Annotated in this window: 13 protein-coding genes and 1 pseudogene; 2 read left to right on the forward strand and 12 right to left on the reverse strand. The window is 70.6% G+C overall.

From position 1 onward, the window contains the following. The 3 genes and pseudogenes from G5C60_RS52725 to G5C60_RS42560 all read right to left on the reverse strand — a co-directional run. Positions 1–131, reverse strand: a pseudogene (locus G5C60_RS52725) (FHA domain-containing protein); the annotation flags it as partial. A gap of 111 nt (positions 132–242) precedes the next feature. Continuing rightward, the gene (locus tag G5C60_RS42555) at positions 243–1,589 is read right to left on the reverse strand and encodes a vWA domain-containing protein (RefSeq protein ID WP_165268136.1); all 1,347 of its coding nucleotides are present in this window, start codon (positions 1,587–1,589) and stop codon (positions 243–245) included. A 118-nt stretch (positions 1,590–1,707) separates the two neighbouring features. Further along, positions 1,708–2,790, reverse strand: coding sequence for a protein phosphatase 2C domain-containing protein (locus G5C60_RS42560; RefSeq protein WP_338146083.1), 1,083 nt, complete (start codon positions 2,788–2,790; stop codon positions 1,708–1,710). On the opposite strand from G5C60_RS42560, the gene G5C60_RS54465 reads away from it, so the two are divergent. Beyond that, a complete protein-coding gene (locus G5C60_RS54465) occupies positions 2,789–3,037 on the forward strand; it encodes a hypothetical protein (protein WP_338146084.1) in 249 nt (82 codons plus the stop codon). The genes G5C60_RS42560 and G5C60_RS54465 overlap by 2 nt on opposite strands. On the opposite strand, the gene G5C60_RS42565 is transcribed toward G5C60_RS54465, so the two are convergent. Beyond that, positions 3,013–5,439 carry a serine/threonine-protein kinase gene (locus tag G5C60_RS42565; RefSeq protein WP_420907463.1) on the reverse strand — a complete coding sequence of 809 codons (2,427 nt, stop codon included), beginning with the start codon at positions 5,437–5,439 and terminating at the stop codon, positions 3,013–3,015. The two genes, G5C60_RS54465 and G5C60_RS42565, sit on opposite strands and share 25 nt — an antisense overlap. Between G5C60_RS42565 and G5C60_RS54390 the strand changes: the two genes are divergently transcribed. Then, positions 5,417–5,719, forward strand: coding sequence for a hypothetical protein (locus G5C60_RS54390; protein WP_420907464.1), 303 nt, complete (start codon positions 5,417–5,419; stop codon positions 5,717–5,719). The genes G5C60_RS42565 and G5C60_RS54390 overlap by 23 nt on opposite strands. A 56-nt stretch (positions 5,720–5,775) precedes the next feature. Here G5C60_RS54390 and G5C60_RS42570 read toward each other — a convergent pair whose 3' ends face one another. From G5C60_RS42570 to G5C60_RS42605, 8 genes are all read right to left on the reverse strand, one after another. Next, positions 5,776–7,107 carry a hypothetical protein gene (locus tag G5C60_RS42570; RefSeq protein WP_165268142.1) on the reverse strand — a complete coding sequence of 444 codons (1,332 nt, stop codon included), beginning with the start codon at positions 7,105–7,107 and terminating at the stop codon, positions 5,776–5,778. Positions 7,108–7,254: 147 nt separating this feature from the next. Then, positions 7,255–8,262, reverse strand: coding sequence for a glutamate ABC transporter substrate-binding protein (locus G5C60_RS42575; RefSeq protein WP_165268144.1), 1,008 nt, complete (start codon positions 8,260–8,262; stop codon positions 7,255–7,257). A 14-nt stretch (positions 8,263–8,276) separates the two neighbouring features. Then, positions 8,277–9,746: a hypothetical protein gene (locus G5C60_RS42580; RefSeq protein ID WP_165268146.1), complete on the reverse strand. Its 1,470-nt coding sequence runs from the start codon at positions 9,744–9,746 to the stop codon at positions 8,277–8,279. Between the two features lie 206 nt (positions 9,747–9,952). Beyond that, on the reverse strand, positions 9,953–10,939 hold the full coding sequence (locus G5C60_RS42585) for a BadF/BadG/BcrA/BcrD ATPase family protein (RefSeq protein ID WP_165268148.1): 987 nt from the start codon (positions 10,937–10,939) through the stop codon (positions 9,953–9,955). Beyond that, positions 10,930–12,195: a 6-phospho-beta-glucosidase gene (locus tag G5C60_RS42590; protein WP_165268150.1), complete on the reverse strand. Its 1,266-nt coding sequence runs from the start codon at positions 12,193–12,195 to the stop codon at positions 10,930–10,932. Before G5C60_RS42590 ends, G5C60_RS42585 begins: the two co-directional genes overlap by 10 nt. A 7-nt stretch (positions 12,196–12,202) precedes the next feature. Next, positions 12,203–13,120, reverse strand: a complete 918-nt coding sequence (locus G5C60_RS42595) for a carbohydrate ABC transporter permease (protein ID WP_165268152.1) — start codon at positions 13,118–13,120, stop codon at positions 12,203–12,205. Positions 13,121–13,126: 6 nt separating this feature from the next. Beyond that, the gene (locus G5C60_RS42600) at positions 13,127–14,086 is read right to left on the reverse strand and encodes a carbohydrate ABC transporter permease (RefSeq protein WP_165268154.1); all 960 of its coding nucleotides are present in this window, start codon (positions 14,084–14,086) and stop codon (positions 13,127–13,129) included. Positions 14,087–14,090: 4 nt separating this feature from the next. Next, entirely contained in the window at positions 14,091–15,422 is a 1,332-nt protein-coding gene (locus tag G5C60_RS42605; protein ID WP_165268156.1) for an ABC transporter substrate-binding protein, read from the reverse strand. Between the last annotated feature and the right edge of the window lie 61 nt (positions 15,423–15,483).

A 15,483-nucleotide genomic window follows, 5' to 3' on the forward strand; every position in this document is an offset into this window, starting at 1 on the left:
GGCGGCGGATAGCCGTAGCCGGCGGCCGGGGGCGGCGGAGGAGGCGGGGGCACGGCACCGGCCATGCGGTGACCGCAGACCTCGCACCAGTCGTCGGAACCCGACTGGTGTCCGTTCGGGCAGGTCGGCATGTCGGCGCTTCCCCCTTTCCTGTTCCGGCCCCGGAGGGACCGAAGTTCTCCGTTCCCCTCGGTACAGGGGCCGGGCTCGTCGCTCCGGCCCCCGGGGAGGGGCCGGACCACCTATTTCTTTACACGAACAGTCTTCGTCGACCGTGTCTCGAGAGTCATCTCGTCGGCCTCTTCGACCTTCGCCTTCAGTCGCACAGTACCTGCCGGGGCGTCGACCACGTCCACCACCTTCGCAAGCAGTTTCGCCGTATCCGCGTTTCCGGAGATGCTGGCGAGCTGAACGGCGCGGCCCAGCTTGGCCGTTGCCCCGTCGACATCTCCCGATTTACGGGCATCCAGGCCCTGTTGGATGACTTGGGCCAGTTCGGCCTGGCCCGTGTAGTGCGCGACCTGCGGGTTGATCGACGTGGACGCCGTCATGTCGTCGGTCCACACGGCCCGTACGAGCCCCTGCGCGCCCAGCGTCTGGGCGGTGCCGTCGGGTTGCGGGATCACCAGGGAGACGCGGGCCGCGAGCATCTCCTGGCCGATGTCGGCCGTCGGCACTTCCACGCACACGTGGTAGTCACGGGACTCGTCTCCCCAGGAGCCGGTCGGATAGTCCCCGGCGCGCGGACCCGACTCCGTGCGGCGGTCCGTCAATTCCTCGACCGTGGGTGCCACTTGCTTGACGAACTTGATGGACGTGCCCACCGGCGTCCACAGCCGCAGCGCGACGTCCGCGACCTCCTTGCCCATGGCCGTCTCCATCATCTGCGTGAAGTCGGCGGACAGGCCCGCAGGGTCGGCGACGATGTCGGCGGTGCCGAGCAGCGCGGACGCGATCCCGGTGACCTCCTTGACCTCCCAGTCGGTGCCCACACCCCGCGCGTCACAGGTGAAGCGCCCCGCGCAGGCGTCGAGGGCGGCCTTCAGATCCTCCGCCGACTCGTGTTCGTTGCGGCCGTCGGTGAGCACGATGCCGTGCCGGATCGCGACGTCCGCCGTGGACAGCAGGCGGTCGGCGAGCCGCAGCCAGGTGCCGATCGCCGTGCCGCCGCCCGCACTCAGTTTGCGCAGCGCCTGCTTGGCCTGCTCGCGGGTGGCCGCATCGGCCACCGCGAGCTGCCCGCCGCCCGGGTAGACCTCCTTGGCCACGTGCGTGCCGCCGATCACCGCGAAGTGCACCCCGTCGCGTACGGCGTCGATGGCGGCGGCCGTCGCGTCCCGGGCGCCACGCATCTTGGTCGGCGGGTAGTCCATCGAGCCCGAACAGTCGACCATGATCGCCACGGCCGCGTCCGGGCCCTGGCCCGGCGTGTAGAGGTGCGGCGCGGCGACCGCACTGCCGACGGTGCCGCCACCGGTCGAGGTCACCGTCACGATCGCGTTGACCTCGCGGCCGCCTTCCGGCAGGTACTCGTTCTGGTACACGTCCACCGAGAACTGCGGCACGTTCGACTTCGAGAAATTGGCCATGCCTACTTTGCTCCCCCTCAGGACTCCCACGAATCGTGGGACAAATCGGTGAGCGGACCAGTCCCCTCCGGTCCGCGGCCGTTCCTGCCCGGCCCTTGAGACCGCTTTCCGTCGGTCCTCAGGCCGATCCTGCCCCCTGCGGCGGGGCCGGGAACGGCAGGACGGCCACTGTTACGTTGTCGTGGCCCCCGCCGTCCAGGGCGTGGCCGACCAGAACCTGGGCGCTGTGCAGCGGCCGGCTGGCGGCGTCGTGCGGGATGACCTGGGCCATCTCCTCGGCCGCCTCCGCGTAGTTCCACAGCCCGTCGGTGCACACCACCACTACACCCGGCCGGTCCGGTTTGAAGGAAGCGGTGTGCGGCTCCAGTTCGTACGCATCCGCCCCTAGCCAGCCGGTGATGGCGTGGGCGCGCTCGTCCGCGTACGCCTCCGCTTCGTTCATCAGGCCCGCGGCGACCATCTGCGCGGCCCAGGAGTCGTCCTCGGTGAGCCGGGCCGCGGGGGAGGTGCGGTCCACGGGGACCCAGTAGGCGCGGCTGTCGCCGACCCAGCCGACGATCAGCAGGGTGGGGGTGACGATGGCGCCGACGAGGGTGCAGGCCGGCGCGTTCTGATGCGGGGTGTGCTCGCCCGAAGGAACCACTGCCGCCAGCGAGTTGACCGCATTGGAGGCGGCGACGATCGCGTCGTGCATGGCCTGCTGCGGATGGGTGCCGCGGGGCAGGGCGTCCAGGAGCGACTCGTTGGCGGCGCGGGAGGCGGCGAGGGAGGCTTCGTCGGGGCGCGTCGCCGAGGACACGCCGTCGCAGACGATCGCGATGACCGCGGGGGAGCCGTCGGGCAGCGCGGTCGAGGAGATCGCGAACGCGTCCTCGTTGCGGTGGTGGCGCAGTCCCCGGTCGCTGACCGCGGAGACGGCGTCCAACTCCTGTTCCATGTGGTCCCGTTCACGTGGTTGTGCGTGGCCGCAGTTCTCGCAGTAGCCGTCCTGGTCGACCTGGCCCGCGCGGCAGGCCACGCACATCTTGGTGCCCGCGGCAGGAGTCGCGAAGTCGGCCGTCCGCGGATCGGGCGCCTGCAAGGGGTACTCGTCGGGCTCCGGAGGCCCGTCGAACCGTACGCCCGGTACCTCCGCCGGGAGTTCGGACCCCGCCGAGTCGGTGCCCTGGATCTCCGTCGGCACGTGGAGCGGGGCGGGCATGTCGGAGCTGTCCACCTCGGGGGCGACCGGCCAGCTCACGGGCGCGGCGGCCGAAGGGGGGTGCGGCGCCGTGCCGTTCATGGTCATCGTGGGGCTGTCGTCGGGCGGTGCGGGCACGGCCGACAGGTCGTACCCGCACGCACCGCAGAAGCGGTCGCCGGACTCCAGCGGCTCCTCGCAGCTGGGGCACTTCGACAACGCCGGGGGCATCTGCGACATCAATTACACCCACGTCCGGGGGCGGTAGCGGTTGGCGCGCTCCACCAGATCGATCCTCTCCTCGCCACCCTGGGCGAGCCGGGCCAGTGTGCGGTACGAGCGCTCCAGACCGAAACGGAGGCCTCGCTCGTCCAGGTCACTGCCGAGCAGTACGGTCCGCGCTCCGGTAGTCGGTGGCGCGGAACCCTGGCTACCGGAGAGTACCCAGTCCAGGGCACAGCCAAGGACCTCTGTGGACAACTGCTCGCGGCGGACCGCGTCGAGACCGTATCCGTCCAGGGCCTCGATCTGTCCCGCCGCCGCGGTGAGGTCGTCGAGGAACGGCGCGTCGAGCGCCTCGTTCGCACGATGGCGCAGCCGCGCCCGTACGGCGGCGACGCGGGCCGCCGTGTAGTGGATCGACGCCTCCGGCACCGACTCCAGGGTCCGTACGGCACCCCGGCGGTCGCCCGCCGCGAGCTGTACGCGGGCCAGGCCGAACGCGGCGCTCACATAGCTCGGGTCGGTCGTCCACACGAGGCGGTAGTACTCGGCGGCGTTGTCCAGCTGGCCGAGGACCTCCGCGCACAGGCCGAGGGCCAGCTTGGGGGCGGGCTCGCCGGGGAACGCGTCGTAGATCGCGTCGAAGGACAGCGCCGCGACCTCGTGGTCGCCGGTCGCGAGCGCCGCGACGCCCCGGTACCAGACCACCCGCCAGTCGTCGGGATGGTCCGCCTCCAGGGCCTGGAGTGTCCTGGTGCCGCTGTCGAGTTCGCCCATCTCCAGGCGGGCCCGCAGCTCGCGCAGCCGCAGCTCCAGGGAGCCGGTGGGCGCCGCGTGCAGCGCGGTGATCAGCTCCGAGGGCGCGGACGCCATCAGGCCCGCGAGGAAACCGGCGTTCGGGTCGCCGGGGTCGACCCGGGGAACCGGCAGCGCGAGTGCGCTGGCCGCGCTCTGGACGGGCTTGACCAGGGCGGTCGGCGGCGGTGCGAGCGCACCGGCCGCGCTGTGGGGCAGGGTGGCACCGGCGGCTGCGCCGCCAGCCTGCCCCGCGCCTTGGGCGCCGAGAGCGTTGACGGCTCCGGCGCCCACCAGCGCGGCGCCTCCGCCGCCGAGAGCAGTGGCGGCTCCGCCGCCGGACAGCGCGGCACCTCCGGTGCCTGAAGAAACGGCCGCACCGCCGTTGCCCGCGACCGGCGCCCGGCCTCCGTTGGCCCCGACAAGCCCCCGGCGCCGCCGTCCCACCGGCACCGCCCGTACCCCGAGCCGCGACACGTCGCCGTCAAGGCGTCCGAACAACTCCGTGTCCGTGACCTTGAGTTCGGGCCCGAAGAGCGTGGACAGCGAGGGGCGGGGCCGACCCGTCTGCAGCGCCACGACCTCGCGCAGCACGCCCGTCAGCTGCTCGGCCATCTCCTGCGCGGAGGCGAAGCGGCGGGCCGGGTCGGGGTCGGTGGCGCGCACGAGGAGCCGGTAGAACGACTCGTACTGGCGGAAGACCTCGATGTTGTCGGGGTCGGGCAGGGAGTCCACGAACACGTTCGTGTAGCCCTGGAAGTCGAAGGTCAGCACGGCGAGCGTACGGGCGACGGTGTAGAGGTCGGAGGCGACCGACGGGCCGACCTCGGCGACCTCCGGCGCCTGGTAGCCGACCGTGCCGTAGATGGCCGACTCGTCGTCGTCCATCCTGCGCACCGCACCCATGTCGATCAGCTTGAGCTGGTCCTCGGTCTGGATCGCGTTGTCGACCTTGAAGTCGCAGTACAGCAGGTTGCGGCTGTGCAGATGCCCGAGCGCCTCGAGCGCCTCGATGCCGTACGCGCACGCCTGCTCCACCGGCAGCGGATCCCGCTTCCCGGTCGGCGCCCGACGCTCGTTGGCGATCTCCTTCAGCGACTTGCCGCCGACGTACTCCATGACGATGTAGCCGTCGAGGGAGCCCGTGCGCTGGTCGAGGTGCTCGACGAAGTTGTAGATGCGCACGATGTTGGAGTGCTCGATCTCGGCCAGGAAGCGGCGCTCGGATATCGCGGCCGCCATCGCGTCCTGGTCGCCCGTGTCGAGCAGGCCCTTGAGCACCACCCAGCGGTCGGACACCGCGCGGTCCACGGCGAGGTAGACCCAGCCGAGCCCGCCGTGCGCGAGGCAGCCCACGACCTCGTACTGGCCGTGCACGACATCGCCCGCGCGCAGCTTCGGCATGAACGAGTACGGGTGGCCGCACTTGGTGCAGAAACCCTCGGTACGCCCCGGCCGGTCGCCCCGCGCGCGCCCCACCGGCGCCCCGCAGTCGGAGCGCGAGCAGAACCGCTTGCGCTCGGGCACCTCCGGGTTCTCCTGGACCATCTCGCGCGGATCGGGGCGCGGCACGTCCGGGACGGCGACCAGGCCGACGCCCAGCCGGCCGCGGCCGGAGGACCCGGCCGTCTTGCCCGAGCTGCGCACCGACACCGAACGGCTCGACCGCCCCGACACCGAGCGCGACAGACGCCCCGACACCGAGCGCCGGGACTGCGAGGAGCGGGACGAGCGCGAGGACGACCGGGAACTGGAGCGCGAACTGGCGCTGCCGGAGCCGCGCGAGCCCTTGCCGCCCGCCGTGATCCCGGTCGGCGGGGAGCCGACCATGCCGCTAGGGGAGACGACCGGCGCCAGACCGCAGGTGTCGCAGTACAGCTCGCCGCCGCCCACGTCCTCGTACGACCCCGGGCAGCCGGGGCGCTGGCACTGATTCCGTTCGCTCGCGTTCTGTTCGCTCACGTTCTGCTCACTCACCCTGCATCCCCCTTATCGCTCACGCGAGGGCCCCCTCCGGTCCTGTGGTCCGCCTTGGCCGGGGACCTTGGGCACCAGCAAGTCGGCGGCCGCGTGCTGGTAGCGCAGCACCGCCTGTTCCGCCACGCGCAGATCGCAGGGCGCGCTCCACAGCATGCGGCGCGCCGCGTCGTAGCGCTCCACGAGCAGCGGGTCCTCGGCGAGGCCGTGCCGGGCGACCTTCGCCTTGTACGCGTCGAGGCGGCCGCGCAGCTCCGCGCGGACCGCCAGTGGAGCAGTGACGGCCGTCAACGACTCGCGCGCTCTGAGCAGTTCGTCCTCGGCCTTCTCCTCCAGTGCCTCGAGGAGCGGCGAGAGGCGGTGCCACTGGGCGTGTCTGCGGTATTCGGCGGCCGTCGCCAGCTGCTCCTGCAGCGCGGTCGGCGGGCCGCTGACCGCGGGCACCTCGGAGGCGGCGATCTTCGCCAGCACCTCACCGCGCGCGGAGCGCGCCTCGGCCAGCGTGCGGTCCGCGCGCGAGAGCACGTCCCGCAGCTTCACCAGCCGCGCCTCCGCGTCCTGCCGCACACTCAGCACCGCGTCGATCTCGCGGCGCACATCGTCGAGCGCGCGCGCCTCCCGGTCGTAGCGCGTGGTGTCCGGCCGGCCGCCGCCCGGCGCCGAACTGCCCTGCGCGGGCACCCAGAAGGCCAGCGGGTCGGACACCACCTGCTCACGCAGGGTTGTCAGCGTGCGCGTGATCCGCTCCAGGTCGTCGCCCGCCGGGTGCTCCCCGGGGCGTACGCCCACGGAGTGCGCGAGCTGGCGGGTGCGCTGCAACTCCGCGGCCAGCAGATCGATCCGGGCGGGCAGCGCCGACCACACGGCGTCGGCCGCCACGACCATGTCGAGGGACTGCGCGTACAACTCGTTCATGCGCTCGACGAGTTCGGCGAGGGTGAAGCGTTCGCTGAGCTTTCCCGTGCCGGCCATGGTGGGCGCGGAGGCCGTGGCGGCGGCGCTGCCGGCCACCGTGACGCTCTCGCCGCGCAGCAGCTCCGTCAGCTCCACCAGGTCGTCGCGGTTCGGCCAGCGTCTGCGGGAGCGCACGTCACGCGCGGAGCGCAGCGCGTCCGCGTACGCGTCGAAGTACGTCCACAGCAGTGAGATCGACGCCTCGGCCGCCGTCCAGCGCTCCTGGGTCGTACCAGTGAGCTGGGCGCCTTCGAGGAGTCTGCGGCCCGCGTGGTCCTGGAGGGCGAGGAGCGAGGTCTCGATGGCCTCGTGCTCCGCGCCGAGCCGCGCCAGCGCACGGTCCACCTCGTCCCGGTCCATTACCGGCCCGGAGGGTCCCGCGGCGCCCATCGATCACCTCTCGCTCTCAGTCGTTCCCTGCGCGCGTACCCCCCGCGCCCGGGCAACTCTCCAGTCGTATCAGGTTGGCTGCTGGTATTCGGCTTCTGGTATCCGGCTTCTGTGTTCGGCTTCCGCTGTTCGGGCTTCGGGCTTCGGCTACTGGTAGGTGACCGCGGGCGGTCCCGACGATGCGCCGAGGCTCGCCTTGAGCCATGCGTCGTACGACTTCTGCCAGCCGTCCTTGCGGTAGTCCACCAGGACCTGGTTGACCCGGCGTACCAGATCGTCGGCGCCCTTCTTCATCGCCACGCCGTAGTACTCCTCCGTGAACGGCTCGCCCTTGAGCTCGACCGTCGGGTCCTGCGCGGCCTGGCTCGCGGCGAGCGCGCCGTCGGTCACCACGGCGTCGACCTCGCCGAGCTGGAGCCGTACGAGGCAGTCGAGTTGGTTGGGCACGGTGGTCTTGATGTCGGCGGAGGCGACGAGCTTGCCGGCCTTCTTGTCCGCGTCCAGTTTCTCCCAGGCCGTGGAGCCCGTCGCCGAGCAGATCTTCTTGTTCGCGAGCGAGTCGTCGTACCCCGTGATGTCCGACGTCTTCGGGGCCAGGACCTGCTGGCCGGTCTCGAAGTACGGCGAGGAGAAGGCCACTTCCTCGAGCCGCTTGCAGGTGATCGTCATCGTGCGGACGACCATGTCGACGTCGCCGCGCTGGATCGCCGGGACGCGCTGGTTGGTCGGGATGGCGTGGAAGCGGATCGCGTTCGGGTCGCCGAGGATCTTGTCCGCGATCTCGTGCGCGAGATCGATGTCGAAGCCCTCCAGCTCGACCTTCTCCGAGGAGCTGTTCGGGTCGCGGTAGCCCCAGCGGAAGCTGTTCTGGTCGACGCCGACGGACAGGTAGCCGCGCTTCTGGATGGCCTGGACCGTCGCGCCGTTCTGGTCGCCTGACGGGGCCAGGCTCTGGTTCTGCGGGGCGGGGCACTCCTCGGCCTTGGTCTGCACGCCCTTGGCCATGCCCTGGCCGCCGGTGCCCGTGCTGCCGTCCCCGCGGGACTGGGCCAGCGGCAGCACCAGCGCGAAGACCGCCGTCAGGGCGCAGACGACCGCCATCGCGCCCACGCCGCCCCAGCCCTTCAGCGCGGTCCGCACACGTCGTGCGTTCATCGTCATGCCCCCTCTCACCGGTACTCCGACAGTCGGCGCCCGACGCCGAGCACCGCACCCGAGGCGCCCAGGACCGCGAGCACCGCGGCGCCCACCGGAAGGCCGGTCATCGCGCCCTTGCCGTCCTCGGCCGCCAGCTCGAACTCGTCCTGCTCGTGGGTGAGCGCCTTCTCCAGATCGGTGTCCACGTTGTCGAAGCACTCGGCCGTCGGCTTCTTGTCATTGGAGCCGATCACCTTGTCGAGCGCACCCTGGTAGTTGCCCGAGTCGTCCTCGGCGCGGGCTTCCTTGTGCCGGTCCTGCCAGACCTCCATGTTGGCCGTCGCGCCCTTCACCGGGCTCTCCCCGGCGCCGTCGTCGGCGAGAGCCTGGGCGGCGGCCAGCTTCGTGGAGAGGCCCTTCATCTGCGTCTTGTACGCGTCGTCGTACACGTCCACGGTCTTGCCGTCGACCACCTTGGTCTCGGCGCCCCGGCTGACCAGCGTCAGGGTCTCGTTGCCGCGGGCCTTGAGGGAGGCGATACGGGCGTCGTTCAGCACGTTCAGCGACCGTACCCCGTGGTCGTACGAGTCGTTCAGTCCCGCCCGGGCGACGCTGTGGCCGACGACCAGCCACAGGAGCACCACCGTGGAGGCGGCGGTGGCGGCGACCAGGCCGTGGTTCAACACGCGGTTCGTCCGCCGGTAGTTGCGCCGCTGGGCCCAGACGAGCCCGCCGATCGCGACGACGCCGACACCGATCGCGATCCACGGGTAGGGCGTCGCGGCGTCGTAGTCGGAGCGCAGCCGCTGGTTCTCCATCTTGTAGAGATCCTCGGCGTCCTTGAGCATCACCTGCATCTTCGCGTTGGCGTAGCGCAGATAGGCGCCGCCGAGCGGGTAGCCCTGACGGTTGTTGGACCGGGCGCGCTCGACCAGGCCCTTGTACTCGGGCAGCCGCGTGTTCAGCCGGGTGATGGTCTCCGCCGACCTGGAGCCCGGCTCGGAGTTGGCCGCCGCGTTGACCAGCCTGTCCGCGGCCGTGCTGATTCCGTCCTCGTACCTCTTGCGGGACTCGGCCGTCTCCTGGCCGCCCGCGAGGAAGCCGCTGGAGGCCGCGGTGTTGGCGTCGGCGAGCGAGCGGTAGATGAGCGCGGCGTCGGCGCTCAGCGGCTGACTGCTGCTCAGCACGTCGTCGGCGGCGGCCGAGCGGTCGTTCATCTGCCAGGCCGTCACCGCGCCGAACGCGACGACGAGGACGGCCAGGACGGCGCCGATGATGCGCAGCCGCCCCGGCTCGGTCGTCGCCGCGGTGCGCAGCTGGTCGACGCCCTCCGCCCAGGCCGTACGGCGCGGGGGCGCGGCGTCGGGCCCGGCCGGCCTGACCTGCGCGGCGGGCGGCGCCGGCTGCGGCACGGCCGGCGGCCCGGGCTGCGGCGGCACGGCGGGCATCGTGGGCGGTCCTGCGCCCGGTGGTGCCGAGCCGCCGTTCGGCGTGTATGTCACTTGACCTCCCCCATGGTCATCCGTCCGTCACGTGCGCCCGTGCGTCAGGACGCACGGGAAGACGTGCACGGCCGCAAGTATCGCCGCCGGGACCGACATCCGCACAGGCCTTGACTGGATCTTGTTCGTATCGCAGTGCAATTCGTACCGCAGCGCAATCATGGATTTCGTACCGCGGCGCAATCATGAATACGCCATCCAGATCCCTACGGTTCCCTGTGCCCGCCCTCGTAATGTGCCCGCACGCGCGCGTGCACCTCGTCGGGCGCCCCCACGTGGTCGAGGCCGAGCAGCGCGGACCCCAGGACGGGGCTCGCGGTGACCACCTGGGGTACGGCCTTGGGGGCGCGCTCGGCCAGCAGTTCCCGCACGCGGTCGTCGAGTTGGGGGTGCCGGGCCGCCAGGATGCTGCCGCCGAGCAGCACCGGGGTCTCCTCGTCCAGCAGGTCGAGGCGGGACAGGGCGACGGCCGCCATGGTCACCACCTCGTCCGCCATCCGCTCGACGAGCGCGCGGGCCACCGGATCGCCGTTCGCCGCCGTGGCGAACAGGAGCGGCGTCAGCTCGTGGCGCCGTTCGTACGCGATGTGCTTCAGGTGCACGGCCTCGATGAGTGCGTACATGGAGTCGAGGCCGAAGTGGCCGGGCAGGACGCGGGCCAGCGCGGTCGGGCCGCCGCGGCCGTCCGCGGCGCGCGCCGCGTGCCAGATGGCCTCCTCGGCGAGTCCACCGCCGCCGCCCCAGTCACCGGAGAGGCGGCCGATCGCGGGGAAGCGGGCGATGCGCCCGTCGGGCCGCATACCGACGCAGTTGATGCCCGCGCCGCACACCACGGCCACCCCGCGCGGTTCGGCGACCCCGGCCCGCAGGATCGCGAAGGTGTCGTTGCGCACCTCCACACTCGTGCCCCACGCGCGCGCGTGCAGGGCGGCGGCCAACTGTTCCTCCTCGACGGGGAGATCGGCATTGGCGAGGCACGCCGAGACATGGGCCACCGAGCTGACGCCCGCCTCGGCGAAGGCCTGGTCGACAGCTCCGGCCAGCATGTCCACGGCCTGCCGCACCCCGACCACGGGCGGCCGGAACCCGCCCGCGCGCGCCTCGGCGAGCACCCGGCCGTCCCGGGCGACGACGGCGACGTCGGTCTTGCTGTTCCCGGCATCGACGGCGAGAACACCTGCGGTCATGCCCACGCGAGGTGCTCCCGGTTGTGCGCGATCAACTGGTCGGTGAGGGTGTCGGCGTACGCGTACTGGCCCACCAGGGGATGCGCGAGCAGCGCCCGGAACACCCGGTCGCGGCCACCGTGCAGCGCGGCCTGAAGCGCCAGTTCCTCGTACGCGGTGACGTTCGCCATCAGACCCGCGTACAGCGGATCCACCGACGGCACCGGCAGCGGAAGGGGCCCTGACCTCCCGACGGCCGACTGCACTTCGATGACGGCGTCGTCGGGCAGGAAGGGCAGCGTGCCCTTGTTGTAGGTGTTGACGACCTGGTACGGGCTTCCTCCTCCGCCGAGCAGCGAGGCCGCGAGGTCGACGGCCGCTTCCGAGTAGTACGCCCCGCCCCGCTCGGCGAGCAGCGCCGGCTTCTCGGCGAGCTCCGGGTCGCCGTACATCGTCAGCAACTGCCGTTCCATCTCCGCGACTTCGGCGGCCCGCGAGGGCTTCGTCCGCTGCTCTCGTACGACTTCGTCGTGCGCGTAGAAGTAGCGCAGGTAGTAGGAGGGCACGACGCCGAGCCGGTCGAGGACGTCGCGGGGCAGGCGGATGTCGGCGGCGACGGCGTCGCCGTGCTCGGCCAGCAGCTTGGGCAGGACGTTCTCGCCCTCGGGGCCGCCGAGCCGCACACCCGTCTCCCAGGTGAGGTGGTTGAGCCCGACATGATCGAGATGGATGTCGACGGGCGCGACCCCGAGCAGACCGGCGAACTTCCGCTGGAATCCGATCGCCACATTGCACAGTCCGACCGCTTTGTGACCGGCCTGGAGCAGGGCGCGGGTCACGATGCCCACCGGGTTGGTGAAGTCGACGATCCAGGCGCCCGGATTCGTCCGCCGGACGCGCTCCGCGATGTCCAGCACCACCGGCACCGTACGCAGCGCCTTGGCGAGACCGCCCGCGCCGGTCGTCTCCTGGCCGACGCAGCCGCACTCCAGGGGCCACGTCTCGTCCTGCTGACGGGCGGCCTGCCCGCCGACCCGGAGCTGGAGCAGGACGGCGTCGGCGCCGTCGATGCCCGCGTCCAGGTCGGAGGTCGTGACGATCCGTCCGCCGTGCCCCTGCTTGGCGAAGATGCGCCGGGCCAGCCCGCCGACCAGCTCGAGCCGTTCGGCCGCCGGGTCGACGAGCATCAGCTCCTCGACCGGCAGGGTGTCCCGCAACCGGGCGAAGCCGTCGATGAGTTCGGGGGTGTAGGTGGAACCCCCGCCCACTACTGCCAGTTTCATGGTCGGATCAGCCCTTCACTCCGGTCAGCGTGACACCCTCGATGAACGCCTTCTGCGCGAAGAAGAACACGAGGATCACGGGGGCCATGACGAGCAGGGTCGCGGCCATGGTCAGATTCCAGTTCGTATGGTGGTTGTCCTTGAACGACTCGAGGCCGTAACTGAGCGTCCAGGCCGCCGGATTGTCGCTCGCGTAGATCTGCGGGCCGAAGTAGTCGTTCCAGCAGTAGAAGAACTGGAACAACGCGACGGCGGCGATGCCCGGCTTGGCCAGCGGTATCACGATGCGCAGCAGGGTGCGCAGCTCGCCGCAGCCGTCGACCTTCGCCGCGTCCAGGTACTCGTCGGGGATGGTCAGCAGGAACTGGCGCAGCAGGAAGATGCTGAACGCGTCGCCGAAGGCCATCGGGATGATCAGCGGCCACAGCGAGCCGGTCATGTGCATCTGCTTGGCCCAGAACAGGTACATCGGCACGATGATCACCTGCGGCGGCAGCATCATCGCGGAGATCACGAGCATCATCGCGAGCCGGCGCCCGCGGAAGCGGAACTTGGCCAGGGCGTAGGCCACCGGGACGCTCGACACGACGGTGAAGAGGGTGCCGAGACCCGCGTACATCAGGGTGTTGCGCCACCAGGTGAGGAACCCGGGGGCGTTCCAGACGTTCGCGTAGTTGTCCCAGTTCCAGGACCTCGGCCACAGGGCGCTGGTCAGCGCCTGCCGATCGTCCATCAGGGACGTGAGCAGGATGAACACGAACGGCATGACGAAGAACAGCGCGGCGGCGATGCCCAGGCAGTGCACGGCGATCCAGTGCAGCAGTGCCTTGCGGCGGGCGGTACGGGCCGCCGGGCTCCGGTCGGCCGTGCCGAGCGGGCCGCGTGCGGGTGCGGACGGGGGACGTGCGGTGACGGTGTCGGTCATACGGGATCAGTCCTCCACCGTGATCAGGCCGCCGCGGCGGCGCATCAGCAGCGCGGTGAACGCCATGGACAGAGCGAAGAGAACGAGCGCGACCACACAGGCGGAGCCGGTGTCGAAGCGCTGGAAGCCCAGGCTGTAGATGAGCTGGGGGAGGGTCAGCGTGGACTTCCCCGGATAGCCGGGCTCGTAGATCTGGCCGGCCCCGGCGCCGATGACACCGCTGGCCGTCTTACCGGCGATGAGGGGCTGTGTGTAGTACTGCATGGTCTGGATCACGCCGGTGACCACGGCGAACAGCACGATGGGCTGGATGTTCGGCAGGGTGACGAAGCGGAACTGCTTCCAGGCGCCCGCGCCGTCCAGTTCGGCCGCCTCGTACTGCTCCTTGGGCACGTCGAGCAGTGCCGCCATGAAGATGACCATGAGGTCGCCGATGCCCCACAGCGCGAGCAGGGTCAGCGCCGGCTTGGACCAGGTCGGGTCGTTGAACCAGCCCGGCGTCGGCAGCCCCAGGTCGCCGAGCACCTGGTTGACCGGGCCGGTGCCGGGATTGAGCAGAAAGGCGAAGGCGAGGGTCGCCGCCACGGGCGGGGCGAGATACGGCAGATAGAAGAAGGTACGGAACACGCCCGCACCCGTCTTGATCTTCGTGATCAGCAGCCCGACGCCGAGCCCGAAGACGACCCGGGCCGCCACCATGAACACCACGAGCCACAGGGTGTTGCGCATCGCGGCCCAGAAGAACGGATAGTCCGTGAAGACGTACGTCCAGTTGGTCAGCCCGTTGAAGGTGGGCGGCTTGAAGCCGTCGTACTTCATGAAGGAGAAGTAGACGGTCGACAGCAGCGGATAGACGAAGAAGACGCTGAAACCGATGAGCCAGGGGGAGAGGAACGCCAGCGTACGCAGCCCCTCCCGGCGGCGCTTCGAGCGAAGCGCCGCCGAGTGGCCGTGCAGGATCGTCATGGGGCTACTTCGCCTTGGCGATGTCGGTGTCGATCTGCCCGGCCACCTTCGCAAGCCCGGCGTCCAGGTCCTTCACCTTGCCGGACTCGTAGTCGTACGCGAGGTTCTGGAGCGTCTCCTGGTAGGCGCTGCCGTTGACCGCGGCGGGCGCCGTGCTGCTGTTCGGGTTCTCGGCGATCTTCACGAAGGCCTGCATCGTCGCGTCGTTCTCCAGCTTCGGGGACTTCAGCGCCTCGAAGGTGGAGGGGACGTTGTTGATGGCGTTGGCGAAGGAGACGACCGCGTCGGTGTCGGTGGTCATGTACTTCGTCAGCTCCCAGGCGGCGTTCTGCTTGCTGCTGGTGGAGGCGACGCCGATGATCGTGCCGGTCAGGAAGCCCTTGCCGTACGTGTCCGCCTGGTCGTCGGGGACCGGGAACGGCGCGACCCCCACCTCGAAGTCCACGCCCGCGTCCTTCATCATCCCGCCGCGCCACTCACCGTCGATGTTCATGGCGATCTGCCCGGTGTGCAGCGGGTTCTGGGCCGACCACTCGTCACCGAAGGTGGAGCGGTACTTCTCCAGCTTCTTGAAGCCGCCGAGCGACTTGACCATGTCCTGCTGCCAGGTCAGCAGCTCCTTGAAGGCCGGGTCCTTGGCGACGTTCGACTTGCCGTCGGCGGTGAAGTACTCGGGGCTCCACTGCGCAGCGAGGTGCGGCACGGTGACCTCGTAGCCGTGGAAGTTCGGCATGAAGCCCAGCTGCGAGTAGCTGTCGCCCTTCGTCTTGGTCAGCTTGATCGCGGCGGCCTTGAACTCGGAGAGCGTCTTGGGCGGCGACGTGATGCCGGCCTTCTCGAACGCCGTCTTGTTGTAGTAGAGGCCGTACGCGTCGCCGAGCAGCGGCAGCGCGCAGCGCGTCCCCTCGAACTGGGTGTAGTCCAGCATGGGCTTCGGGAAGGTCTTCGCGGTGTCGATCTTCGACTTCTTCAGGAAGGGATCGAGGTCGGCGAAGACGCCGGACGAACAGAACTTGCCGACGTTGCTCGTCTCCGGCGAGGCCACCACGTCCGGTGCGTTCGAACCGCCCGCGCGCAGCGCCTGGTTCACCTTGTCCGCGTCGACGTTGCCGACGATCTTGACGTTGATGTTGGGATGCGCCTTCTCGAAGGCCGCGACGTTCGCCTCGATCGCCTTGACCTCGCTGGGCGCGCTCCAGGGGTGCCAGAAGGTGATGGTGGACGGCTTGCTGGCGTCGTCGGTCGCGCCGGACGTGCTGGAACCGGTGCAGGCCGTGGCGGTCAGGGCGAGCGCGGTGACCGCGACGGCGAGGCGTACGGGACTGATTCTGGGCATGACGGAACTCCTCGGGGCGTGCCGGGGGAAGGGGACGGGGTGATGACAGGGTGATGACGGG

This window comes from Streptomyces scabichelini (assembly GCF_011045015.1).
Taxonomy (GTDB): Bacteria; Actinomycetota; Actinomycetes; order Streptomycetales; family Streptomycetaceae; genus Streptomyces; species Streptomyces scabichelini.